Below are 23493 nucleotides of genomic sequence, written 5' to 3'. Positions count from 1 at the left end.
GTTACAGGAGGTATCGCTGGGCGAGGGGGACTTCCTCGACCGGATCGCAGGTTACCGGTTCGCCGTCGTTATCGGACGATGTCCGATCGCTCGAGGAGCTTTGCTCCTCGCTGATCGAGACCTCGAACGTCTGGGCATCGATCTCGATGTCGTCGGGACAGGCGTCGTTCGCGACCATGTCGGCCTTGCTGACCTCACGGGTCCCGCGAACCGGGCGGACGGGCGTTTTCAGGTCGTAGGCCTCGCCGACGTCGGCCTCGTGGGCTGCCTCGCTGACGAACGTGATCGAGAGGTCGTGGCGGGCCCGTCCCTGGGCCCCGGCGCGTTCGCGCTGCATGATCGGCTCGCAGGTCATCAGCGAACCGTTGGCCTCGCCCATCTCGCTCCAGACGGGGAAGCCGCCCTTGATGACGACCTTCGGTTTGACCCCGAAGAAGGCGGGGTCCCACAGCACGAGGTCGGCGAGTTTGCCGGCCTCGAGCGAGCCAACGTAGTCGTCGATCCCCGCCGTGATCGCGGGGTTGATCGTGTACTTGGCGACGTACCGTCGGATGCGGGCGTTGTCCGCGCCCGTGCCCTCGTCTTCCGGCAGCGGGCCGCGCTGGGCCTTCATCTTGTGGGCGGTCTGCCAGGTCCGCGAGACGACCTCGGCTTGCCGACCCATCGCCTGGGAGTCGGAGGTCATCATCGAGATGGCGCCGGTGTCGTGGAGGACGTCCTCGGCGGCGATCGTTTCGGCGCGGATACGTGACTCAGCGAAGGCGACGTCCTCGGGGACGTCGGGGTTGAGGTGGTGACAAACCATCACCATATCGAGGTGCTCGTCGAAGGTGTTGACGGTGTAGGGCATCGACGGGTTCGTCGAGGAGGGCAGCATGTGCTCGTGGCCGACGAGCTCGAGGACGTCCGGGGCGTGGCCGCCGCCGGCGCCCTCGATGTGGAAGGTGTGGATCGTCCGGCCGTCGATGGCGTCGAAGGTGTGTTCGACGAAGCCCGACTCGTTGAGGGTGTCCGTGTGGATACAGACCTGGACGTCCTCTTCGTCGGCGACCTCGAGGCAGGTGTCGATCGCCGCGGGCGTCGAGCCCCAGTCCTCGTGGAGTTTCAGGCCGCAGACGCCGGCCTCGACCTGTTCGGAGAGGGCGTCGGGTTTGCTGGCGTTGCCCTTGCCGTAAAAACCGACGTTGACGGGCCAGGCCTCGGCAGCCTGGAGGAACCGTTTTACGTTGGTCGGGCCGGGCGTGCACGTGGTGGCGCCGCCGCCGAAGCCGCCGCCGAACATCGTCGTGATTCCGCCCGCGAGCGCGTGTTCGACGAGCTGTGGGCTGTTGAAATGGACGTGGATGTCGAACCCCCCGGGCGTGGCGATCAGCCCGTCGGCCGGGATCGTGTCGGTGCTCGGGCCGATCACCATGTCGACGTCGTCCATCGTGTCGGGGTTTCCGGCCTTCCCGACGCCGACGATTTCGCCGTTGCGGACGCCGACGTCGCCCTTCCGAACGCCGAGGATCGGGTCGATCACCACGACGTTCGTAAACGCCCAGTCGAGTGCTCCCTCGGCCTGGGTGACGCCCGACTGCATTCCGAGCCCGTCGCGCATCGTCTTCCCGCCGCCGAAGACGGCCTCCTCGCCGGGAACACCGTGGTCGACCTCGATTTTCGCGAGGAGGTTCGTATCACCCAGCCGAACCCGATCGCCCTCGGTCGGCCCGTAGAGGTCCGTGTACGTCCGCCGGGGAACGTCACGCGTCATCGGTCGTCCTCCGCGTGGTCGGCCCCCAGATAGCCACCTGTTCGGGCTCGCTCGAGCGCCCGCGCCTTCGCGTCCGGGTCGTCGAGCGGGCCGTTCACCAGCCCGCCCATCCCGTAAACGATCCGGTCGCCGCCGATGGCGACCAGTTCGACGTCGCGCTCGATGCCGGGTTCGAACCGGGCCGAGGTTCCCGCAGGGACGTTCAGGCGCATCCCGTAGGCGGCCTCGCGGTCGAACGCGAGGCCCGGATTCACCTCGAAGAAGTGGACGTGCGAGCCGACCTGGACCGGCCTGTCGCCCGTGTTTTCGACGGTGACGGACGCCGTCTCGCGCCCCGCGTTGATCCGGACGTCGTCGCTCGCCCGGAACAGTTCGCCGGGAACGACGTCGTCAGCCACGGATCGCCTCCGCCAGCGGGAATCGTTCGTGTGCACCGTGCTCGAGTGTCGGCATGACGACCGTCCGTTTGGCGAACGACGACAAAAGGATTTGTAACAGTGAAATATCTGCAATCTCTGATCCATAAAACACTCATTCGTCAATTAATTCGATTCAGAAATGGCCAGCCAACTCGTTTCTATCGGCGTCGTGGCCGACGAGCGTGGATGTGTCCGATTCGACGGCGTACCGATGATCGCGAGCACCTCGATCGTCGGGCGATCGAAGGCCGTCGCGCGACGACCGGACGTCGAACCGGACGGTCGCTATCGGTTCAACACACCCATCAGGTGTGAGGCACCCTCAGTCGCGAGGATCGGCCCGAACGAGCCGCGGACCGTCAGTCGACGGATCGCCGTCCCGGAGGACGGCCGAATCGCCGAACTCGACTGCGTCACCCGCTTCGGTCGAGTCGTCTGCGAGCTGGGCGATGAGGGTGACGTCGTCGAAGCGGACGAGCCCCAGCGAGTTCGGCGTTCTCACGTCGGGCGGCGTCGCGTGGACGGTCGTCGTCGCCAGCACGCGACCAGTCCGGAGCCGTTCGGTCGCCACGTCGTCGGCGCCGCAGTCGGGACACCGTTCGCGGGTGTAGTACCACCGGCTCGCACACGCCTCACAGACGAACGCGTGATCGACGGGGACGGCCGGATCGTCTCGAGCGGTCATGCCGCCTCCACGATCGTACAGATTGCGTTGTTTCCGAAGCCCGCGACGTTGAGCGCGAGCCCCACTCGAGCGCCCTCGACCGGCGATCGGTCGCCGGGGACGTCACCCCGAAGCTGCCAGACGAGTTCGATCACCTGTGAGACGCCGGTCGCACCGAGGGGGTGACCCCGCGCCTTGAGCCCGCCACCGGGGTTGACCGGAAGCTCGCCGTCGAGGTCGGTTCGCCCCTCGAGCGTCGCGTTCCAGGCCTCCCCGCGCTCGTAGAAGCCCAGCTCCTCGAGTTCGAGCAGCTCGAGGATCGTGAACGCGTCGTGGATGCAGGCGACGTCGACGTCGTCCTGCGTGACGTCGGCGGCGGCCATCGCTCGCGCGCCTGCGCGAGAGACGCTTTCTATCTCGAGTGGATCCGGCCGTTCGGCGACCGCGTGCGTCCCGGTCGCACCGGCGACGGCGGCGACCTGAACGGGACCGTCCGCACCAGAGAGGACGATCGCGGCGGCACCGTCGCCCGTGGGGCAACAGTCGTACAGTCGCAACGGCTCGGCGACGGGCGGCGAGGCTCGCGCCTCCTCCACCGTGATCGTCCGCTGGAATTGCGCGTACGGGTTCGCGGCGGCGTTCCGGTGGTTCTTGACCGCGACGGCCGCGAGCGCGTCCGGATCGGCGTCGAAGGTCCGGAGGTAGTGATCGGCGGTCAGGCCGGCGAACGACGGGAGCGTGAGTCCCTGGTCGTACTCCCGGCCGTGGACGAGTCGGCTGATGACCTCCGTCGCGACGTCGGTGTCGGCTTTCGACATCGTTTCGACGCCGACGACGAGGGCCGTCTCCGAGCGTCCAGCCCGGATCGCGTCGACCGCCCGGAGCAGCGCGCTCGCCCCGCTTGCACTCGTGTTCTCGACGCGGTCGGCCGTCACGCCCTCGAGCCCCAGCGCGCCACAGAGTGCGTTTTCGATCCCGGTTCGTTCCGCGAACGCCTCGGCCGCCATGTTGCCGACGTGGACCGACTCGAGCGACGCCGGCGACAGCCCCGCATCGGAAAGCGCGCGCCAGGCCGCCCGTTCGGCCAGTTCGACGGCGCTCGCGTCGTGCTCGCGGGCGAACCTGGTCATCCCAACGCCGGCGACGGAGACCTCAGTCCTCACGCGTGTGCTCCTCGCCGAAGGCACCGCGCTCGGCGAGTTCGTCGAGTTCGTCTTCGGTGTAGCCGAGCGCCCGGAAGACGCTCCGGTTGTGCTCGCCGAGCGCCGGCGGTGGCCCCTGGAAGCCGCTGTCCGAACGGCCGTACTTGAGCGGGTGTTCGACGACGGGGATCTCGCCCCACTCGGGGTGATCCATCGACGTCACAGCCTCGCGGGCGTCGGTCTGTTCGTTGTAGAGGGCGTCCTCGGGCTCGAGCACCGGTCCGGCCGGGATTCCGGCGTCCTCGAGGAGGAGGTCGATCCACTCGTCGGTCGTTCGCTCCCGGAACGTCGTCTCGAGTTCGGCCCCGAGTTCGTCCATGTGCTCGACCCGATCAGCGTTGGTCTCGAATCGCTCGTCCTCGATGAGTTCGGCGCGGCCAATTGCCGTGCACATCCCCCGCCAGAGCTTCTGGTTGAGGCAGGCGACGTTGAGGTAGCCGTCGGCGGTCTCGAACGTCTGGTACGGCGCGAGGACGGGGTCTTTGGTGCCCATGCGCGAGGGGGACTCGCCGGCGAACACCTTGCCGGCCTGCTTGGTGAGCCACGGGAGCGCCGACTCGAGCATGCCGAGGTCGATGTACTCGCCCTCACCCGTGCGTTCGCGACGGTAGAGCGCGTTCGAGATGCCGAAGGCAGCCCACATGGCGGTGATGAGGTCCGTCATCGGCAGACCGACTTTGACCGGCCGGCCGTCGGCCTCGCCGGTCACGCTCATGATGCCGCTCATCCCCTGGATCATCAGGTCGTAGCCAGGACGTTCGCGCCACGGGCCGGTCTGGCCGAACGCCGAAATGGCACAGTAGACGATCTCTTCGTTGTGCGATCGGATCGTCTCCTCGTCGACGTCGAGCCGTGCTGCGGTTCCCGGCCGGTAGTTCTGGAGGAAGACGTCCGCCTCGCTCACCAGGTCGTAGAGCGCCTCGCGTCCGGCCGCACTCTTGAGGTCGAGTTCGACGCTTTTCTTGCCGTAGTTGACCGTCCAGAAGTACGGCGACTGGCCCTCAACGAACGGCGGGCCGGAGTGACGGTTGTCGTCACCCGCACCGGGTCGCTCGACTTTGATCACCTCTGCCCCCTGATTCGCGAGCATCAGTGAACAGAAGCCGCCAGTCACGAACGTCGTCAGATCGACGACTCTCACGCCGTCGAGGATGTGGTCTCCGCTGTCCATGGAGTGTGGTGACAATTACGGCACCCAGTCAAAAACCTTGCTATCGGTGGAGTCGCCGACCCCGGAGACGGCCTCGAGCGAACCGGGTGAACGCCGGAGCGATTCGATCGCGCGGCTCTCACTCGCGCTCTTCGTCGCCCGCTTCGTCGCCGACCGGCCCCTCCTCGTCGCGCTCCTCTCGAACCGCGTCGAGAGCCGACTCGAGTTCGTCGTACAGCGTCTCGACGTCTTCGGGGAAGACCTCGACTGGTTTCGCCTGGCTGTGCGTGTGGATGCGGACCCGGTCCCGGTGGCGGTAGGTTCGATGGATGCTCCAGAGACCGGCGAGGATGAATCCGATGCCGATGAGTGGATTCTGCCCCAGTCCGTAGAGTCCAAAGAGCACGAGCGCGCCGCTGAGGATGGTGAGAAACCAGTCGAACGACTCGTTGGTGACTTCGCTGACGTTCGTGTAGGGAACGCTCGTGAGCTGATCGTCTGAGCGAACGAGCAGACGGTACTCGGTGATGGCGATCTCTCTCCCGTCTCGGAGCGATCCACGGTAGTGGAGCCGCTCGCCGCGGTCGAGCTCTAGCCCCTGTCTGCTCGGCATGCCCGCCACTGGGTGCGGGCGGCTCTTGAACGTTTCTGCCTCTCTCGAAAAAATACCGCGGTGGTCAGTCAGTCGGCGCGGCCGGCTGCGGGTTTGTCACCGCCGGAGCCCATCCGCTCGAAGAACGTCTGGAACTCGTCTTCGTCCTCGGTGATGTGCTCCCACTGGGCGAGACCGCGTTCTTCGCGGGTCCCGCGGATGGTGTTGTCGAGGACGAACGCGACGATCCCACCGACGGCCATCGTCGTCGAACCGATGACGAAGATGGTGTCAGAGACGAGTTCGATACCGAGGACCGGACCGATGAGCGCCGCGCCTTCGGCGATGTCCTGGAACTGGGCTGCACCGCCGACGTTGTCCATGTAGATCGGCATCGCCAGGCCGAGGAAGAGCGCGATCCCGATGATGAAGACGTTACGGGAGGCGTCGAGGTCGACGTACTTGAGGTTCGAGAGGCCGATCGCCGCGATCTGGCCGAACATGGCGATGTACAGCGCACCGACGATCGGTCCCGGGATCGACGTGATCAGCGCACCGAACGGGCCGAAGAAGCCGACGATGAGCATGACGATCGCGCCGATCTGTACCACGTATCGGGAGGCGACGCCGGTGATCCCGATCGCACCGATGTTCTCACCGTAGGACGTCGACCCGTTGCCGGTACCCATGATGCCGGCGATGATGTTCCCGATACCCTCCATGCCGATACCGTGGTTGATGCGTTTCTCGCTCGGCGCACCGAGCCCGGAGATGCGAGCGACGGCGTAGTAGTCACCGAGACTCTCGATCATCGAGGCGACGACGCCGGCGAACATCCCCACGGCGAACGCGAGCGTGAACTCGGGGATGCCCCACTGGAACGGCGTGATCGGCTGGATCAGCGGTGCCTCGGTCATGAGCGACGTGTCGATGTAGCCGAGACCTTCGTGCGATTCCTGGGTGTACACGCCAGCGAACGTCAGCGCTGCAGCGATGAGCCACGCGCTGGCGAGCCCGAGCAGAACCGGAAACAGCCTGGCGTACCGGTTGTACTGGTCGAGGTACTGCGAGAACAGGATGATGAGAAAGAGCGTCAGCCCGAGGAGCCACCAGTTCTGGTCCGGACGGGTGACGTCGCCGACGCCGACCAGCGACAGGCCGATGAGGACGATCACCGGCGCGATGACGACCGGCGAGAGGTAGTACTTCAGCTTCCCCAGCAGGCCGACGTAGCCGATTACGACCTGTATGGCCGCAGCCGCGATGATCGCCCCCTGAAGTTCGAGGATCGTCGCCTCCCAGGATGCACCCATCGCGACGATGACGGCGATCGCCGGCGCGAGCAGGGCGAACGTCCCACCCTGGACGATCGGATACCGGTTCCCGGCCGTCGTCTGTAAGAGCGTAGCGATCCCGGAGACGACGAAGAACGTCCCGACGAGCCGTGCGGTTTCGGCGGGAGGCATCTCCATGATTCCCGCCAGAATCAGCGGAATCGCGACGGTCGCGCCGATCATCGTCAGGTAGTGCTGTACTCCGAGGAAGATCGACTCGCCGAGTGGTGGTTTGTCGTCGATGCCGTACTCGACGAAAGAGGCCTCCTCCCGGGAAGGCGTTCCCCCGTCGGTCTCGAGTGAATCCGTGGTATCGCGTTTATCAGTCATGGTATCAGTTTGGTGTGCCCAGTCCTTCGCCGGGCGTGCTGTGCGTGAATGTGGTCACATTTCGCACAGACATGAACACAAAAACCAATACCACCCACATAAATGTACCGCTCAGAATGAGTTCAGTCGGCGAGATTTTCGACCGCGTGTACACCCAGTGAGAGGTTCGGATACGAAAATCGTTACCGATTCAGACGGTAACCGGCCACTGTCCTCTGGGACTGCTCACTGATACTCGACGAGTTCGACCACGTACCCCGCGGGGTCTTCGAGGAACGCCACCCGGGCGTTCGCCGCCTCGACTGTCGTCGGCTCGAGAACGACCGGCGGGTCCGTGGCCTCGAGCACCCGGTCGAACTCGGCGTCGACGTCGTCGACCGCGAGTGCGACGTGGTCGATGCCGGCGGGCGGGCCGGCCGACTTGCCGTCCGGATCGTACTTGAACTGGAGGTCGGCCCCGTCCTCGGTGCCGACGTAGTAGTTGACGACGCCGTCGTCGCCGGTGAACTCAGACTGGAACTCGAGTCCCAGCACGTCCTCGTAAAAGGCAGCCGTCTCCTCGAGGTCCGATACCCAGATGGCGGTGTGAATAACGTCCATACGAGGTTCTCCGTCCGTCAGTATAAATACGTTCGTTCGGACCGGCCGCTCCCGACCGACGATGCGGTTCTCGAGTGAGCACCCGGGTAACACTTAAGAAAATTCCGTGGGAGGGAGACGTATGTCACTGACTCTCGAGCGCGACCGCTTCGTCGAGACGATGACCGAACAGGCCGAGATCGGCGCGACCGACGGCGGCGGGCTCCACCGACTCGCGCTCTCTGAGGAGGACAGAGAGATTCGCGACTGGTTTCGCGACCAGCTCGAGGCGCTCGAGATTCCGGTTCGCGTCGACGAGTTCGGGAATATGTTCGGTCGGCGTGAAGGAACGAACCCGGACGCCGCGCCGGTGCTGGTCGGCTCACACCTCGACTCCCAGCCCTTCGGCGGCATCTACGACGGCGCGCTGGGCGTGATCGCGCCGCTCGAGCTCCTCCGGACACTCGAGGAAGAGGGCATCGAGACCGACCACCCGATCGAGATCGTCAACTGGACCAACGAGGAGGGCTCGCGCTTCCAGCCGGCGATGCAAGGCAGTGGCGTCTGGGTCGGCGCACACGACCTCGAGACCGAGTACGAGCGGACCGACGCCGACGGTGTCCGGCTGGTCGACGAACTCGAGCGCATCGGCTACCGGGGCGACCTCCCCGCCGAACCACAGGAGGAATACGAGGCCTACCTCGAGCTCCACGTCGAGCAGGGACCGTACCTCGAGTTGAACGAGACGGACGTCGGCGTCGTCACGGGCGTCGTGGGCTTTTTCTGGGGGGCGATCACCTTCTACGGCGAGGCCGATCACTCCGGGCCGACGCCGATGCACTTCCGAAACGACGCGCTCGTCGCCGCCGCCGACGTGATCACCCAGGTGCGCCGGATTCCGGGCACGCTCGGCGAGCGCACGGTCGGCACGGTCGGCTACGTGGACGTCGAGCCGAACTCGATCAACATCATCCCCGACGAGGTGACGATCACGTTCGGCTTCCGGGACCCGGACGACGAGATCGTCGAGGAGGCGAAAGCACGGGTTCTCGCCGAAGCGGCGGCCGCCGCCGAGCGCGAAGGCGTCGACTGGGAGTGGGAAGAGCGCCACCGGTCGGCCAGCGTCGACTTTTCGGACGCGTGTATCGACGCCGTCCAGAGCTCCGCCGACGACCTCGAACTCGACAGCATGCGCCTTTACAGCGGAGCCGGCCACGACGCCGTCCACATGACCGACGTGTGTGACACGAGCATGGTATTCACGGTCAGCGAGGACGGGAAGAGCCACAACGAGGACGAGTACACCAGCTGGGAGGACTGTTACAGCGGGGCGAACACCCTCGCGAACGCGGTTTGCCGGCTCGCCGGCGCAGAGTTCGACCCGTAGGCGGCGGATCGGCCGCGGCCGCTCAGCAGTCCCAGTCGGTCGATTCGCGCTCGAGGAACTGGCCGTGTCCCTCCTCGGCGACGATCTCGCCGTCGTCGGCGACGAGTTCGCCGCGGACGAACGTCTGTTTCACCCGGCCAGTTACCTCCCGACCCTCGTAGATCGAGAAGTCAGCAGCAGAGGCGTTCTCCTCGGCCGTGATGGTGTACGTCTCGGTCGGATCGAAGACGACGACGTCGGCGTCCGTGCCGGGGTCGAGCGTTCCCTTGTCCTGCAGCCCGAAGATCCGGGCCGGGTTGCGACAGAGGACCCGGACGAGGAACGGATAGGAGAAGCCCCGCCGGTTGACCGCCTCGTCGTGGAACACCGGGAGGTTCGTCTGGAGTGCGTTCGCGCCGAACTTGCTGTCCCACCAGTTCGTGACCTGTTTGCTCTCTTCGGTGTAGCCACAGTGGTCCGTCGAGACGACGTCGAGCGTTCCCCGTTTCAGGTGTTCGAACATGGCCTCGACGTCGTCCGGTTTCCGGATCGGCGGCGCGATCATCGGGAGGTGGCCGAGTTCTTCGAAGATCGAATCGTCGAGCGTCGTGTAGTGGGTGCACGTTTCAGCGCGCAGCCGCTCTTCGCCGTACTGTTCGCGATACCGGGCGAGCACCTCCGCCGACTTCCGACAGGAGGTGTGGATGCCGTAGTACCGACAGCCCGCCTCCATCGCCATCCGCGCCGCCGCCTCGGCCGCGATCGCCTCGGCGTAATCCGGCCGCGACCGGGGGTACCACTCCGGATCGCCCTTGCCCTCGCGCTGGAAGCGTTCGGTCCGTTCGTCACAGATCGTTCCCTCTTCGGTGTGGAGCACGGCGAACGCGTCCAGGTCGGCTAACCGGTTGAACACCCGATCCATGAACCCGTTCTCGAGGCCGATCTCGTAGGCGGTGAACAGCTTGATCGACGGCACCCCAGCCTCGACGACGGCCTCGAGTTCCTCGAGCACCGCCTCGTCCGCGCGCGTGATTGCACCATGGAGGCCGTAGTCGACGACCGCGCCGGCTCCTTTCTCCCGTTTTCGCTCGATTCCCTCGAGCAGCGTCCCCTCTTCGTCCCACGGGCTGAGGTCGCCGATCCAGGCCTGCCAGGCGAAATCGATGTACGTCGTCGTTCCCCCGAGCGCCGCCGCCCTGGTGGCCGTCTCGTAGGTGTCGATCGAGAACATGTCGTCGATGTGGACGTGTGGGTCCACGACGCCGGGCAGCACGAGTTTTCCAGTGGCGTCGACGACGCGGTCGGCGTCGGGCATCGAGTCAGGGTCGCCGACCGCAGCGATCCGTTCGCCGTCGATGGCGACGTCGGCCTCGACGGTCTCCGTCGGCGTCACGACGGCCCCGCCGTGTATAACAGTGTCAACCATGCGGCCGACAACGAGTGAGGGAACGATAAACGTTTGTCCCAGCCGAAGGGTACGGCAGTCGACGACGCCTTCGAAACCGCTCACCCGGCCGCCCTCACGGGATGTGTGATACCAGGGTACACAAGATTGATTGTACCGAACCGACTACTCGAACCACCATGACGGACCGATCCGGTTCGGGCGACGAAGGGAATCAACTCGAGCGGCTGGATAAGAAACACGTGTTCGGGACGTGGTCGTATCAAAAGCAGGTGCAGCCGACGCAGGTGGTCGGCGCCGACGGGAACCGGTTCGAGACGGCGGACGGAACCGAGTACCTCGACGTTTCGGGACAGTTGATGTGTTCGAACCTGGGCCACTCGGCGGACCGGGTCGCCGACGCCATCGCCGACCAGGCTCGTGAGACCGCCTACATCGCGCCGGGCTACACGACCGAGGCGCGGGCGCGACTCGGCGAGAAACTCGCCGAAGTCACCCCCGGATCGCTCTCGAAGACGTTCTTCTCGACCAGCGGCACCGAGGCCGTCGAGGCCGCGATCAAGATCGCCCGCATGTACACGGGCAAACAGAAGATCGTCTCCCGGTACCGCTCCTACCACGGCGCGACCTACGGCTCGATCAGCGTCACCGGCGATCCACGCCGACTCGAAGCGGAGCCGGGCATTCCGGGGACGATCAAGGCACCGGACCCCTACGCCTACGGCTCGACGCTCGAGCCGATGGAGAGCCTCGAGTACATAGACGAGATGCTGATGCTCGAGGGCGACACCGTCGCCGCGGTGCTGGTCGAGCCGGTCGTCGGTTCGAACGGAATTCTCGTGCCACCAGCGGAGTATCTTCCGCGGCTGAAAGAGATCGCCCACGATCACGGGGCGTTGCTCATCTGCGACGAGGTGATGAGCGGCTTCGGCCGAACCGGCGAGTGGTTCGGCTGTGACCTGTTCGACGTCACGCCGGACATCATGACGATGGCCAAGGGGTTGACGGGCGCGTACGCCCCGCTCGGAGGGACGATCGTCACCCCGGAGATCGCCGACCACTTCGAGGAACACATGTTCTGTCACGGCCACACCTACGCCGGCCATCCGGTGGCCTGCGCGGCGGGGCTGGCCGCCGTCGAAACCTACCAGGAAGAGAACCTGATCGAGCACGCGGCCGAAATCGGTGCGTATCTCGGCGACCGACTCGAGGAACTTTCGGCCGCCCACCCGAGCGTCGGCGAGGTCCGCGGCGTCGGGCTGTTCAGGGGAATCGAGCTGACGAAACGCAGCGACCGTCGCGAACCCTTCGGCGTGCGCTCGGACAAGCTCTCCCCGGAGACCACGGTCGTCGACGAGGTGGCCGCTCGCGCCGGCGAAAACGGCGTCTACCTCGCGAACATGATCAACACGTTGATCATCGCGCCGCCGTTGACGATCACCCGCGAGGACGTCGACGAGGCGATCGACGCGATCGACGACGCCCTCGAGCACGCCGACGCGGCGATGGAGGCGTGATCGGATGAGCGAGCTCCCACCAGTCTACGGCGGCGAGATCCTCCACGTTCACCTCGACTCGGGGGAGGCGGAGCGCGAGCTGATTGACCCCGGTCGCGCCAGAGCCTTGCTCGGTGGCAACGGCTTCGCGGCGGCACAGGTTGCCGAACACGTCCCGCCGTCGGCCGACCCGTTCGACCCCGAGAACGTCGTCGTCTTCGCCGTCGGGCCGATGAACGCGACGGCGTTTCAGAGTACGAGTCGCGGAATCGTCGGCTTCGTCAGCCCGATGACGAACGGCTTCTTCGACAGTACCTTCGGCGGGACGTTCCCGCGAGCCCAGAAGACCACCGGCTTCGAGACGATCGTCCTCCACGGCGCGGCCGAGGAGTGCTCGTACGTCCTGGTCGACGAGGACGGCGCGTCGGTCGTTCCCGCGCCCGACCTCGAGGGGATGGACACCTACGAGAGCTGCGAGGCCGTCCGCGAGCGCGAGGAAGACGGCGACGACGACGTCCACGTGATCGCGGCCGGCCCCGCCGGGGAGAACCTGGTTCGCTACGCCTGCCTCGTGCACAAAGGCCGAGACCGCGAGGGCGTCGCCGGCAGGGGCGGTGCCGGCGCCGTCCTCGGCTCGAAGGGCGTCAAGGCGGTCGCGGTGCGGGAGGGCTCGTTCGAGCCGACCGTCGCCCGCGAGGATGCGTTCCGGGAACTGACCATCAGTCGGATGCGGCCGCTGATGGCTGAGACGGAGATGCTCCAGGAGTACGGCACGGCCGGCCTCGTGAACCCGATCAACGAGATGGGGAAACTCGGCTGGCGAAACAACCAGTACGAGCAGACCGACCCCGAGCTCGCCGAGCGGATCAGTGGCGAGACCCTCGAGGCCGAGTACGTCACCGAGCACACGACCTGTGCCAACTGCGCAGTCCGCTGTGGGAAACACGTCACCGTCGAATCCGAGGGCATCACCGACGCGAAGATCCCCGAGTTCGAGAGCCTCTTCGGGACGGCGACGATGCAGGAGGTCCACGACGTCAAGCGGGTGATGAAGGCGAACGACCGCTGTGACCGGCTGGGGATGGACACGATCAGCTGGGGCGTCACCGTCGCCTTCGCGCGCGAGTGTTACGAGAAGGGACTGCTCGAAGCCGACGCCTCGCCTCACCTCGAGTTCGGCGACGCCGAGGGCCTGGTCGACCTCGCTTGCGAGACGGCCGCCCGCGAGGGGATCGGCGACGCCCTCGCCGAGGGCTCGTTCCGCTTCGCCGCGGAGCTCGACGAGGACGCCAAGCGTTACCTCCACGGAGCGAAAGGCCTCGAGTTCGCCGCCCACTCCCCGCGCGGGCTGAAGGGGATGAGCATCGGCTACGCGACGTCGACCCGCGGGGGCTCTCACCACGATACGCGGCCGACGCGCCAGTACGGCGGCGAGTACGACGAGACGACCGACGGCACGGCCGTCTTCGCCGCTCGCTCCCAGCACTTCACCGCCCTCGGCGATTCGCTGACCCAGTGTCGGTTCGTCAGCGAAGGGGGCTGGGGGAAAGCGATCACCGAGCGCTACCGCGACGCCATCGCCGCGGCGACGGGCTGGGAGCTGACGACAGACGAGGTCGAAGCGATCGGCGAGCGGATCTACAACCTGGAACGGCTGATCAACGTCGAGCGCGGCGTCGCCGATCGCGAGTCCGACACCCTCCCCCACCGGGTGCTGCACGAACCGATCCCCGACGGTCCCGCCGAAGGGATGCACTGCCCGCCCGAAGAACTCGAGTCGATGCTCGAGGAGTACTACGACTTCAGAGGCTGGGGCGACGACGGTGCCCCGACGAGCGAGACGCTCGAGCGGCTGGGGCTGACGGCGTTCCAGTAGCGGTCGTCGAACTCACGGTTCGGTCGCGGTTCGCATTTTGGAACCGGTGTTCGGGAGTAAACTATTACCCCTTCGACCTCCCTCTTGGAGACGATGACTGCAGATCCAGCGTACGCCGTCCACGCGGAGTTGAACGTGATGGTGGAGATGCGAGACGGCGTTCGACTCGCGACGGACGTCTACCGACCCGCGGACCCGGATACCGGCGAACCGATCGACGAACCGAAACCCGCGCTCCTCGATCGGACGCCGTACGATCGGACTGGCGGCCGCCTCCGTCACGGCGAGTGGTACGCCTCCCGCGGTTACGTCATCGCCATCCAGGACGTCCGCGGACGGTTCGGCAGCGAGGGCGAGTTCTACATCCACGCCAACGAGGCCGAAGACGGCGCGGACACCGTCGAGTGGCTCGCCGAGCAGCCCTACTGCGACGGCCAGGTCGCGACGCTCGGGACGTCCTACGGCGCCTGGGTGCAGAACGCGCTGGCGACGCAGGATCCCGACGGCCTCGCCGGCATGTTCGTCAACATGGGAGCCGCGAACGGCCGGAAGAAGACGTTCCGGCACAACGGCGCCTTCGAGCAGCGGTGGCTCTCCTGGGCGTTCACCCTCGGGGCGGGCTTCGCCCACGAGTCGCTCGCTGACCCCGACGTCCAGCAGCACTTCGCCGACGTCGACGTCCGCGAGGTGTTCGCCGACGGCCCCATACAGCGCGGGGAGACTGCCCTCGCCGAACTCCCCGGCTACGAGGAGTGGGCGTTCGACATCATGGAGACCGGGAGCGCGAGCGACGAACTCTGGCAGAATCCGGGGCTCAACTTCGAACGCTACTACGACGAGTCGGCGGACGTCCCCACCGTGTACGCTGGTGGGCTCTACGACTCGTACACCGGCGCGACCTGCGACAACTTCCGGGGGCTGGGAGATCGCAAGGAGTCTGACCACTACCTCCTGCTGGGGCCGTGGACCCACCTCGCGCGGCTGCCCGGCGGCCACGACCACAGCGAGGCCTTGCTGTTCCCGCCGCTGACCTGGGAGCACCCCACGGCCGGCGACCTCGCGTTCGGCGAGGACGCTGTCAGAAAGTACCGCGAGACGCGCCTGGCCTTCTTCGATCACTACCTGAAAGGAGAAGACACCTGGGACCGCCCGCGCGTGGAGTACTTCCTGATGGGGACCGGCGACGGCCACCGGACCGACGACGGCCGGCTGTTCCACGGCGGCGAGTGGCGCAGCGCCGAGGCGTGGCCACCCGAGGGGACCGAGATGACGTCGTTCTACGCTCACGGCGACGGCACGCTCTCGCGCGAGGAACCCGAAGCCGACGACGACGCGACCAGCTTCGAGTTCGACCCCAGCGATCCGGTGCCGACGATCGGCGGGAACACCTCCTCGTACCTGACCTACGAGCCCCGCGACGAGCCCGTCGGTGCCTACCCGCTCGGCGATCGGAACATCATCGACTTCGCCGGCCGCGGCGGCTACGACCAGCGCACCGACGAGGACACCTACGGCGCCTCGCCGCCGTACGGCCCACTCGCCGATCGGGACGACGTGCTCGTCTTCCGGACGCCGCCGCTCGAGGAACCCGTCGAGATCGCCGGCCCGATTCGGGTGCGCGTCTACGGCTCGACCGACGGCGAGGACACCGACTTCACGGCGAAGCTGATCGACGAGTACCCACAGAGCGAGGAGTCCCCCGACGGCTACGCGCTGAACCTCTCGGACTCGATCTGCCGGGGCCGTTACCGGGGCTACCGCGACGAACCCGACCTGCTCGAGTCCGGGGAGGTCTACGAGTTCTACATGGAGCCCTACGACACCGCGAACCACTTCAAGGCGGGCCACCGCATCCGCCTCGACATCTCCTCGTCGAACTGGCCGCGCTTCGACGTCAACCCGAACACCGGCGGTCCGCTGTACGGCGACGACGAGTTCCGGGTGGCGACCAACACCGTCCACCACGACGCGACGCACCCGACGCACGTCGAACTGCCGATCCAGCCGCGCTGAGAGCGTAGTCGCTCGTTTCGACGAGCACTATCCTTCGAGTCCCCCTACGCAGTTTTCTCACCCCCGGTCGTCGGTCGGTCACCGACCGATCGCCAGCAGCCAGAGCAGCCAGATCGCCGCGACGGTGGCCGCCATTGCCGCGAAACCGGCGGCGTACCCGGCCGTCGCCGCCAGCAGCCACCCGACGAGCCACGGGTAAGCGAGCGCGCCGCCGTTGCCGACGAGCAACATCCCCGAGAGCGTCACGCCCGGGTCGTCGGCGAGTTCGGAGAAGGCGAGGCTGAACAGCGGGCCGAACGGAATGCCGAACCCGAAACCCGTCGCGACGAGGGCGAGTCCGATGCCGATCGCGGAGTCGACCGAAATCGCCGCTGCGAGCCCACCGAGGACGATCGACAGCCCGAGGAGCGTCCCCGCCACGGTCGCCCGTTCGCCGTAGCCCCGCGAGAGCCAGCCACCCAGTCCGCGACCGAGAACGGTCGCCAGCGCGAACCCGACGAGCACGGCCGTCGCCGGCATCGCCGCGCCCTCGAGTAGCTCCGCGTACCACGTCGCGGCCACCATCAGGAAACCGAAGGTGGCCATGTTTCCGAGGCCGAGCGCGAGGCCGCCTGCGGTGGTAAAGGGCTCGAGGTAGGTTCGGAGTGGCGGCCTCGCACTCGCCGAGACCGGCGCCAGCCGGACCGTCAGCGCACCACCGACGACGGCGACGGCGCTCGAGAGCCCCGCCGGAATCGCGGGTCCGAGCGTCGAGACCGCGACCGGCGCGGCCGCCAGGCCGATCGCGAGTCCGAGGGTAAAAAGCGCCCCGAGCATCCCCTGTGCAGTCGCGGTATCGGCCCCGCTCGTTCGCTGGCCGACGTACTTCATCCCCGCCACGAACGCTGCTCCCTGTCCGAGGCCGAGCACGAACCGGGAGACGTAGGTGGGCTCGAGCGCCGGGACGGCGCCGATGGCGATGCCGACGCCGGCGAGGACGAGTCCGAGGCCGGCGACCCGTTCGACCGACCGCGTGCGCGTCAGTCGATCCGCCGGGACGACCGCGAGCAACTGACCGAGCAAGAACAGCGACATGCCAAAGCCCGCGGCGTCGGGGGAGACGCCGCGAGCGATGAGCAACGAGACGTACGCGCCGTAGCCGCCGACGGCCAGCCCGAGCCCGAACAGGCCGACGCCGACGGACCCCACCGCCAGCCACGGAATCGCCGTCGGTTCTCGAGTCGTCGACGTCGTACCAGCCATTGTGACGACTAGTCCGGTAGACGGACATATGTGTTGCGACGAATCCACGAGCTAGGCGAATCGTGTAGCTCACCCGTGAGTTCCGGTAAAAACTAAATAGATGGGGTTTCACGGTATCATCCACCATATGAGTGATGCTGACAGTGCAGCGTCCGCCAGAGCGGATGCGCCGCTCATCGAATACGATATCGACGACGAACCACCCCTCTCCGAGGCGATTCCACTCGGGATTCAACACCTGCTGGCGATGTTCCTCTCGACGGTCGCCCTGCCGCTGGTGATCGCCGGCGCGATCGGCCTCGAGCCGGCCGAGACGACGTTCATCGTCCAGATGGCGCTGCTCGTCGCCGGTATCGCGACGATCGTACAGGTGTACTCGATCGGTCCGGTCGGTGCGCGCCTGCCGATCGTGATGGGGACGAGCGCCATCTTCGTCGCCCCGTTGATCGACATCGGGACGACGTTCGGGCTCGCCGCCATCTTCGGCGCGGTGATCGTCGCCGCGCCACTCGAGATCGTGATCGGCTACTTCTACGACGATCTCCGACGGTTCTTCCCGCCGCTGGTGACCGGAACCGTCGTGATGCTCGTCGGGCTGACGCTGATTCCTGTGGCGATCGACTACTCGGCCGGTGGCCCCGGCGCGCCGACGTACGGGAACTTCGAGAACCTCGCGCTGGCCGGACTCGTCTTCGCCGTCGCGATCGGCCTCAACCAGTACTTCGACGGGCTGTTGTCGATCTCGAGCGTATTGATCGCGGTCGTACTCGGCTACCTGGTCGCCGTTCCGCTCGGCCTGCTCGACCTCTCGGGTGTCGGCAACGCGGGCTGGATCGCGATCCCGATGCCCCTCGAGTACGGCGTCGAGTTCCACCCGAGCGCGATCCTGATCGCGGCGTTCGCCTACGTCGTCACGTCGATCGAGACGATCGGTGACGTCGAGGGGACGACCGGGACGGTCGGGCGACGGGCGACCACCGAGGAGATGCGCGGCGGCCTGTACGCCGACGGCTTCATGAGCATGTTCGCTGGACTGTTCAACGCCTTCCCGAACACCTCCTTCTCCCAGAACGTCGGGCTGATCGGCTTCACCGGCGTCGCGAGCAAGTTCGTCGTCGGCATCTGCGGCGTCTTTCTCGTCGTCCTCGGGCTGATCCCGAAAGTCGCCGCCCTCGTCGCGGCGATGCCCAATCCCGTCCTCGGCGGCGCGGCGGTCGTCCTCTTCGGCATGATCTTCTCGATCGGGCTCCGAATCGTCTCCGAATCGGTCGACCTGAACCGCCGCAACCTGACGATCGTCGCCGTCTCGGTCGTCCTCGGCGTCGGCGTCGAGGTCAGGCCCGCGGCGCTCGAGCAACTCCCCGGCGACCTGCAGGTCCTCGTCGGCTCCGGACTGCTCGTCGGTGGGGTCACCGCACTCGTCCTGAACGCGATCCTCCCACGCGAGGGCGGCGACCGACAGGGCGTCACGCAGGTCGAAGACACCGAGCGAACGTCGTAATCGTCCGAGCGATCCAGTCTTTTTGCAGCCCGGTTACGGCTCGAGGACGATCGTTCCGAACGTCTCTCCCGAGCGAATCCGCTCGTGGACGGCCGGGACGTCCGCGAGGCCGACGCGGTCGGTGACGATCGGCTCGATTCGACCGTCGCCGAGCAGTCGGGCGGCCCGGACGACCTCGTCTTTCGTCGCGTGTCGCGAGCCGAGCAGCGTCGCCTCTTTGACGACGAACTCCTTCAACAGCGGGGCGAACGCCCGGTCGTGGTGAGTGGTCAGCGAGACCACGCGACCACCCATTCCCAGCGCCTCCCAGGCGGCCCGGAGCGTCTCGAGGTCGCCGACGGTGTCGACGACGACGGTCGGCCCGTCGCCGTGGGGCGTCGCCTCCCGCAGCCGGTCGGCGAACCCGTCGCCACGGGCGTCGATCGGCTCGACGGCGCTTCCCGTCACCGAGTCGACGAACTCGAGGCGCTCGTCGTCGACGTCGGCAGCCAGGACCTGTGCCCCTCGGAGGGCGGCGAGCTGAGAGAGGTGGATGCCGATCCGGCCGGCGGCACCGATCACGAGGACTGTGTCGGCGTCGGTGACCGAGGCCCGCCGGCAGACGTGCAGCGGCGTCGCGAGCCCGTCGGTGGCGATGACGCCCGCGGCGAAACTCGTCCCGTCCGGCAGGGGAAGGACGTTCGACGCCGGGACCACGGCCCGCTCGGCGTACGCACCGTCGCAGTGGACGCCGTACCAGCCGCCGAAGTTCGTACACTGGTTCGTCTCCCCACGCCGACAGGCGTCACACTCGCCACAGGTCAGGTAGAAGTACGTCATCACCCGGTCGCCCGGACGAATCCCCTCCACGTTCTCGCCGACCGCATCGACGACCCCGGCAAACTCGTGGCCAGGGATGCGCGGTGTGAGCGCAGGGTCGTCCGCGAGACCGCCCTGGATCGCGTTCTCGATCGTCCGCGTTACCCCGCAGGCGCGGACGTCGACGCGGACCTCCTCCGGCCCCGGTTCGGGGTCCGGAACCGTCTCGACTGTCAGCTGGCCGCCCCACTCTTCGAGTACACAGGCTTCCATGTCGAACCGTTCTCGCTCCTGACTCAAAGCGTTGCTCCTCGGTCGGGCAGCCACCGGTCTCGTGGGGGAACGACCTCGAACGCGAGGATTCGTCCCCGTCTATCGGGAAAGCTATATTTCCCCCCTGTGCGTATCGTGTGCCATGCCAGAGCAAATCTTGGTACCGGTTGACGGTTCGGAGCGGTCGACTGAGGCGCTGACCTACGCGATCGAGAGCTTCCCAGACGCCACGATCACCGCGTTACACGTCCTCGAGTACGGGCTGGGCGACCTCGGGACGTTTTCCGGCATGACGGGCGACCTCCCGGACGACGAGGCAGCCGAAGCGCAGGCGAGTGAGGTACTCGAGGAGGCGAAGCGACTCGGTGACGAACACGGCGTCGACGTCAGGGGAGAGCGCGGCCAGGGTCGGCCCGAGCGGGTGATCACCAAGTACGTCGAGGACGACGGCTACGACCTGATCGTCATCGGGAGCCACGGGCGCGACGGCGTCGCCCGCGTGCTCCTCGGGAGCGTCGCGGAGAAGGTCGTCCGGCGGTCGCCCGTCCCGACGCTCGTCGTTCGGTGACGACGTAACCGGCGACGCCGTCGGTCCAGATGCGAGCGGACAGTTTTCGAGGGTGCCTCGAGAGCGGGCGACGCTCGCTATCGTCCACCGCTTTCTCGATTCCGTATATCGGTAGCTGGCTGGTTCGTCGGTATCTACGGAGCGTCTGGCCCGTCACCGTCGCAGCCGGCCAAAAACGGCGAGTCGATCGGTCGGCTTACTCGAACGCGACGCAGCGACAGACGCTCGATTCGCCGCCGCGGAAGCGCCACGGGAAGGTCCCGATCTGGACGCGCTCGTTCAGCAGCTCCTCGGGGACCTGCGCGTTCTCGACGTGGATGATGCCCTCCGGGAAGAGCTCGGTGTGCATGAGCTGGTAGCCTTCCGGGGGGAAGATCTCGTCTAAGTCGTTGACGCCGAGGTGGTCCGCGGCTTCCTCGGCGAGTTCGGGACGGACGTCACGGATGACCGTGTTCATCGGGTGGTCCGCGCTGCCACAGTCGAGGATGAGGTAGTTGATCTCCATCTCCTTGCACCACTCGGCGAACTCCGCGTTCGGGCCGGGATGCTTGCAGAAGTAGCGGTGGGGATCTGCGTTCTCCGTGTGCCAGGCGTACTCCTGGAAGCCCGTGTGGATGAAGAGGATGTCTCCCTTGCGGACGTCACAGACCTCCTCGATCATCTCACTCGTGTAGACGTCGTAGTCGCCGACGTGATCGGAGATGTCCGCGACGACGCCGTCGCCGACCAGTTCGTCCAGACCGACCTGTTCGATGTCCCGGCCGCTGGCGACGAAGTGTTTCTCGCCATCGAGGTGCGTGCCGGTGTGGTTCATGAACTCGATCTTCTGGCCGTTGACCTTCTCCGTGTCGAGGCTCTTCTCGTACCAGACTTTCGGGTTGTCGTACGTCGGCCACGCCGGTGTGTCCTGTGACCACGGCTGTGTCAGATCGTACATCTCGTAGCCGTCGAGCATGCCCAGAACATACCCGGCACCTCACTTAAACCTACGTAAAGGGGATCGATTGGCGCGAACTGACGACGGCACGGGAACGGCTGACTCGCCGTCACCCCTTGCCGTCCACCCTCGATCCGCTGTTCGCCGCCACCCCCTGCCGTCCACTCTCGAGCCTGCCGTCGTGTGCGTCAGGTCAGTCCCGTCGTGTGAGTCGAGTTAGACGTCACCGTGGCACGGGTCGACAATAGCGACGTCACCGTGGCACGGTTCAACAACAGCTATTAGTAGGATTGGAGAAAAGAGAGACTATCCGTGTAATCTATGAGCACGTGTACCAGTACCCGGCATCGCGGTGAGAGCGACCGACGCCCGTCAACTGCGCAGCGACCGGCGTCCCTCGACCGCGACAGCCCGGTGAGATCATGAAACCAGCACCGTTTACCTACCACCGACCGGAGACCGCCCAGGAGGCCGTCGAGCTGCTCGCAGAACTCGAGGACGCCGAACTCCTCGCGGGCAATCAGTCACTCGGCATCGTGATGGCGAACCGGCTCGCGACGCCCGATCACCTCGTGGACCTCGGGGGCGTCGACGAACTCGTCGGCATCGACGTGACCGACGACGCGGTCGAACTCGGCGCGATGACGACCCACCGGACCATCGAGCGCTCCGAGCGGCTCGCGACGACCCTGCCAATGCTTCCAGCGGCCGCCGAACAGATCGCCGGCCCGTCGGTCCGCAACCAGGGGACGATCGGGGGCAGCATCGGCGAGGCCGACCCGGCGGGGAACTACCCGGCGGCGCTGCTGGCGCTCGAGGGAACGCTGACGCTGCGCTCTGTCGAGGGAATCCGGACGGTTCCCGTGAGCGACTACTTCATCGCGTACATGTTCACGGACCTGCGCGAGGGCGAACTCATCGAACGCGTTTCGGTCCCGACGGAACCGTTCCCGACCGATCGGACCGGCATGACGTTCCTCGAGCTCAAGCGCGCCTCCCAGACGTTTCCGACGGTCAGCGCGGCGACGGCCGTTCGCGTCGACGATCCGTCCGCCGACGAGCCAGTCGTCGAGGACGCCCGGATCGCGCTCGCGAACGCCTCGGACGTTCCGTTGCGAGTCGAGGACGCAGAGTCGACCGTCGAGGGCGAACCGCTCTCGAGCGAACTGCTTACCGAGGTCGCGGCGACCGTCACGGACGCAGTCGATCCCGAAGGGGAGATGCACGCAGACCGCGAGTACAAAGAGGAAGTGGCCGGCGAGTACGCCAAGCGCTCGCTCGAAACGTCCTACGAACGCGCAACTACCGACCAATGTTAGAATTTACCGGCGAAAACGAGATGGAGCAGTCGAAAGAAGAGCTGTGGGCGTACTTCACGGACACCGACGTGCTGGCGTCGTGCGCCCCGGGGTGTAAGGAGATGACGCTGCAATCACCCCACGAGATCGAGGCCGTGATGGCCGTCGGCGTCGGCAGCGTCAAACCCGAGTTCGACGTCGACGTCGTCGTCACCGCCGCGGAGCACCCCGAACGGCTCGAGATGACGGCCGTCGGCCACGCGCCGCGAAACGAGTTCGAGACCACGGCCGAGATGGTCCTCGAGGACAACGGCGACGGCACGACGGTCGTCTGGTCGGCGACCGCCGACGTCTCCGGGACGATCGCCAGCTTCGGCGGCCGCGCACTCAAGAGCGTCACCAACCGCCTCGTCGGAAAATTCTTCGCCGACATGCAGGCGAAAGCAGACGAGGGCGTCGAGGCCGTCTCCGAACTCGAGGCCGCCCCCGACGACGAACCCGCCGTCGAGGACGAGAGCGCCGCGTCAGAGTCGGACGACTGAATTAACCACCTTTTCGCCCGGAAGCGGGCACCGCTGTAACACGAGCGAGCGGCTCCTGAGACGCGACGTCGGCACGCTCGAGCCGAACGGCCTCCCGGCAACGAATACAGTCGAGTGAAACGCCGAGAAAGTGTGTACGGCTGTGCCGATAGAGC

Annotated in this window: 20 protein-coding genes; 8 read left to right on the top strand and 12 right to left on the bottom strand. The window is 66.6% G+C overall.

The genetic code is table 11. From position 1 onward, the window contains the following. Nucleotide 1: 1 nt before the first annotated feature. The 8 genes from ureC to NMQ09_RS18785 all read right to left on the bottom strand — a co-directional run bounded on the left by ureC (nt 2) and on the right by NMQ09_RS18785 (nt 8044). Nucleotides 2-1753: an urease subunit alpha gene (ureC, locus tag NMQ09_RS18820; protein WP_255192107.1), complete on the bottom strand. Its 1752-nt coding sequence runs from the start codon at nt 1751-1753 to the stop codon at nt 2-4. Next, a complete protein-coding gene (locus NMQ09_RS18815; RefSeq protein WP_255192106.1) occupies nt 1750-2151 on the bottom strand; it encodes an urease subunit beta in 402 nt (133 codons plus the stop codon). Before NMQ09_RS18815 ends, ureC begins: the two co-directional genes overlap by 4 nt. A gap of 343 nt (nt 2152-2494) precedes the next feature. Continuing rightward, entirely contained in the window at nt 2495-2857 is a 363-nt protein-coding gene (locus NMQ09_RS18810) for a Zn-ribbon domain-containing OB-fold protein (RefSeq protein WP_255192105.1), read from the bottom strand. Further along, a complete protein-coding gene (locus NMQ09_RS18805) occupies nt 2854-3999 on the bottom strand; it encodes a thiolase family protein (protein ID WP_255192104.1) in 1146 nt (381 codons plus the stop codon). Before NMQ09_RS18805 ends, NMQ09_RS18810 begins: the two co-directional genes overlap by 4 nt. Beyond that, complete coding sequence (locus tag NMQ09_RS18800; RefSeq protein WP_255192103.1) at nt 3989-5209, bottom strand: CaiB/BaiF CoA transferase family protein; 1221 nt, start codon at nt 5207-5209, stop codon at nt 3989-3991. Before NMQ09_RS18800 ends, NMQ09_RS18805 begins: the two co-directional genes overlap by 11 nt. Nucleotides 5210-5327: 118 nt before the next feature. After that, nucleotides 5328-5801 (bottom strand): hypothetical protein, encoded by a 474-nt coding sequence (locus NMQ09_RS18795; protein ID WP_255192102.1) that lies wholly within the window; start codon nt 5799-5801, stop codon nt 5328-5330. 68 nt (nt 5802-5869) lie between these two features. Next, complete coding sequence (locus NMQ09_RS18790) at nt 5870-7444, bottom strand: uracil-xanthine permease family protein (RefSeq protein ID WP_255192101.1); 1575 nt, start codon at nt 7442-7444, stop codon at nt 5870-5872. A 225-nt stretch (nt 7445-7669) separates the two neighbouring features. Next, a complete protein-coding gene (locus tag NMQ09_RS18785; RefSeq protein WP_255192100.1) occupies nt 7670-8044 on the bottom strand; it encodes a VOC family protein in 375 nt (124 codons plus the stop codon). A gap of 121 nt (nt 8045-8165) precedes the next feature. On the opposite strand from NMQ09_RS18785, the gene NMQ09_RS18780 reads away from it, so the two are divergent. Beyond that, nucleotides 8166-9410, top strand: a complete 1245-nt coding sequence (locus tag NMQ09_RS18780) for a Zn-dependent hydrolase (protein ID WP_255192099.1) — start codon at nt 8166-8168, stop codon at nt 9408-9410. 22 nt (nt 9411-9432) lie between these two features. Here NMQ09_RS18780 and NMQ09_RS18775 read toward each other — a convergent pair whose 3' ends face one another. Next, on the bottom strand, nt 9433-10815 hold the full coding sequence (locus tag NMQ09_RS18775) for a dihydroorotase (RefSeq protein ID WP_255192098.1): 1383 nt from the start codon (nt 10813-10815) through the stop codon (nt 9433-9435). A gap of 158 nt (nt 10816-10973) precedes the next feature. On the opposite strand from NMQ09_RS18775, the gene NMQ09_RS18770 reads away from it, so the two are divergent. The 3 genes from NMQ09_RS18770 (at nt 10974) to NMQ09_RS18760 (ending at nt 16179) form a co-directional block, all read left to right on the top strand. Then, nucleotides 10974-12311 carry an aminotransferase family protein gene (locus tag NMQ09_RS18770; RefSeq protein WP_255192097.1) on the top strand — a complete coding sequence of 446 codons (1338 nt, stop codon included), beginning with the start codon at nt 10974-10976 and terminating at the stop codon, nt 12309-12311. A gap of 4 nt (nt 12312-12315) precedes the next feature. Then, nucleotides 12316-14166, top strand: a complete 1851-nt coding sequence (locus NMQ09_RS18765; RefSeq protein ID WP_255192096.1) for an aldehyde ferredoxin oxidoreductase family protein — start codon at nt 12316-12318, stop codon at nt 14164-14166. A 93-nt stretch (nt 14167-14259) separates the two neighbouring features. After that, nucleotides 14260-16179: a CocE/NonD family hydrolase gene (locus NMQ09_RS18760; protein ID WP_255192095.1), complete on the top strand. Its 1920-nt coding sequence runs from the start codon at nt 14260-14262 to the stop codon at nt 16177-16179. Nucleotides 16180-16257: 78 nt separating this feature from the next. On the opposite strand, the gene NMQ09_RS18755 is transcribed toward NMQ09_RS18760, so the two are convergent. After that, entirely contained in the window at nt 16258-17421 is a 1164-nt protein-coding gene (locus NMQ09_RS18755) for an MFS transporter (RefSeq protein ID WP_255192094.1), read from the bottom strand. 127 nt (nt 17422-17548) lie between these two features. On the opposite strand from NMQ09_RS18755, the gene NMQ09_RS18750 reads away from it, so the two are divergent. Then, nucleotides 17549-18922: a uracil-xanthine permease family protein gene (locus NMQ09_RS18750; protein WP_255192093.1), complete on the top strand. Its 1374-nt coding sequence runs from the start codon at nt 17549-17551 to the stop codon at nt 18920-18922. Between the two features lie 33 nt (nt 18923-18955). Here the strand turns inward: NMQ09_RS18750 and NMQ09_RS18745 are convergent, their stop codons facing one another. Further along, nucleotides 18956-20020, bottom strand: a complete 1065-nt coding sequence (locus NMQ09_RS18745; RefSeq protein ID WP_255192092.1) for an alcohol dehydrogenase catalytic domain-containing protein — start codon at nt 20018-20020, stop codon at nt 18956-18958. A gap of 115 nt (nt 20021-20135) precedes the next feature. Between NMQ09_RS18745 and NMQ09_RS18740 the strand changes: the two genes are divergently transcribed. Further along, complete coding sequence (locus NMQ09_RS18740; RefSeq protein ID WP_255192091.1) at nt 20136-20561, top strand: universal stress protein; 426 nt, start codon at nt 20136-20138, stop codon at nt 20559-20561. Between the two features lie 196 nt (nt 20562-20757). On the opposite strand, the gene NMQ09_RS18735 is transcribed toward NMQ09_RS18740, so the two are convergent. Next, on the bottom strand, nt 20758-21516 hold the full coding sequence (locus tag NMQ09_RS18735; protein ID WP_255192090.1) for a cyclase family protein: 759 nt from the start codon (nt 21514-21516) through the stop codon (nt 20758-20760). A 404-nt stretch (nt 21517-21920) separates the two neighbouring features. Between NMQ09_RS18735 and NMQ09_RS18730 the strand changes: the two genes are divergently transcribed. Beyond that, a complete protein-coding gene (locus tag NMQ09_RS18730) occupies nt 21921-22817 on the top strand; it encodes an FAD binding domain-containing protein (protein WP_255192089.1) in 897 nt (298 codons plus the stop codon). Next, nucleotides 22811-23338 (top strand): SRPBCC family protein, encoded by a 528-nt coding sequence (locus tag NMQ09_RS18725; protein ID WP_255192088.1) that lies wholly within the window; start codon nt 22811-22813, stop codon nt 23336-23338. Before NMQ09_RS18730 ends, NMQ09_RS18725 begins: the two co-directional genes overlap by 7 nt. The last annotated feature ends 155 nt before the right edge of the window (nt 23339-23493 follow it).

It is taken from the genome of Natronobeatus ordinarius (genome assembly GCF_024362485.1).
In the GTDB taxonomy this organism is placed as follows: domain Archaea; phylum Halobacteriota; class Halobacteria; order Halobacteriales; family Natrialbaceae; genus Natronobeatus; species Natronobeatus ordinarius.
This window is presented reverse-complemented; position numbering and strand designations above follow the sequence as displayed.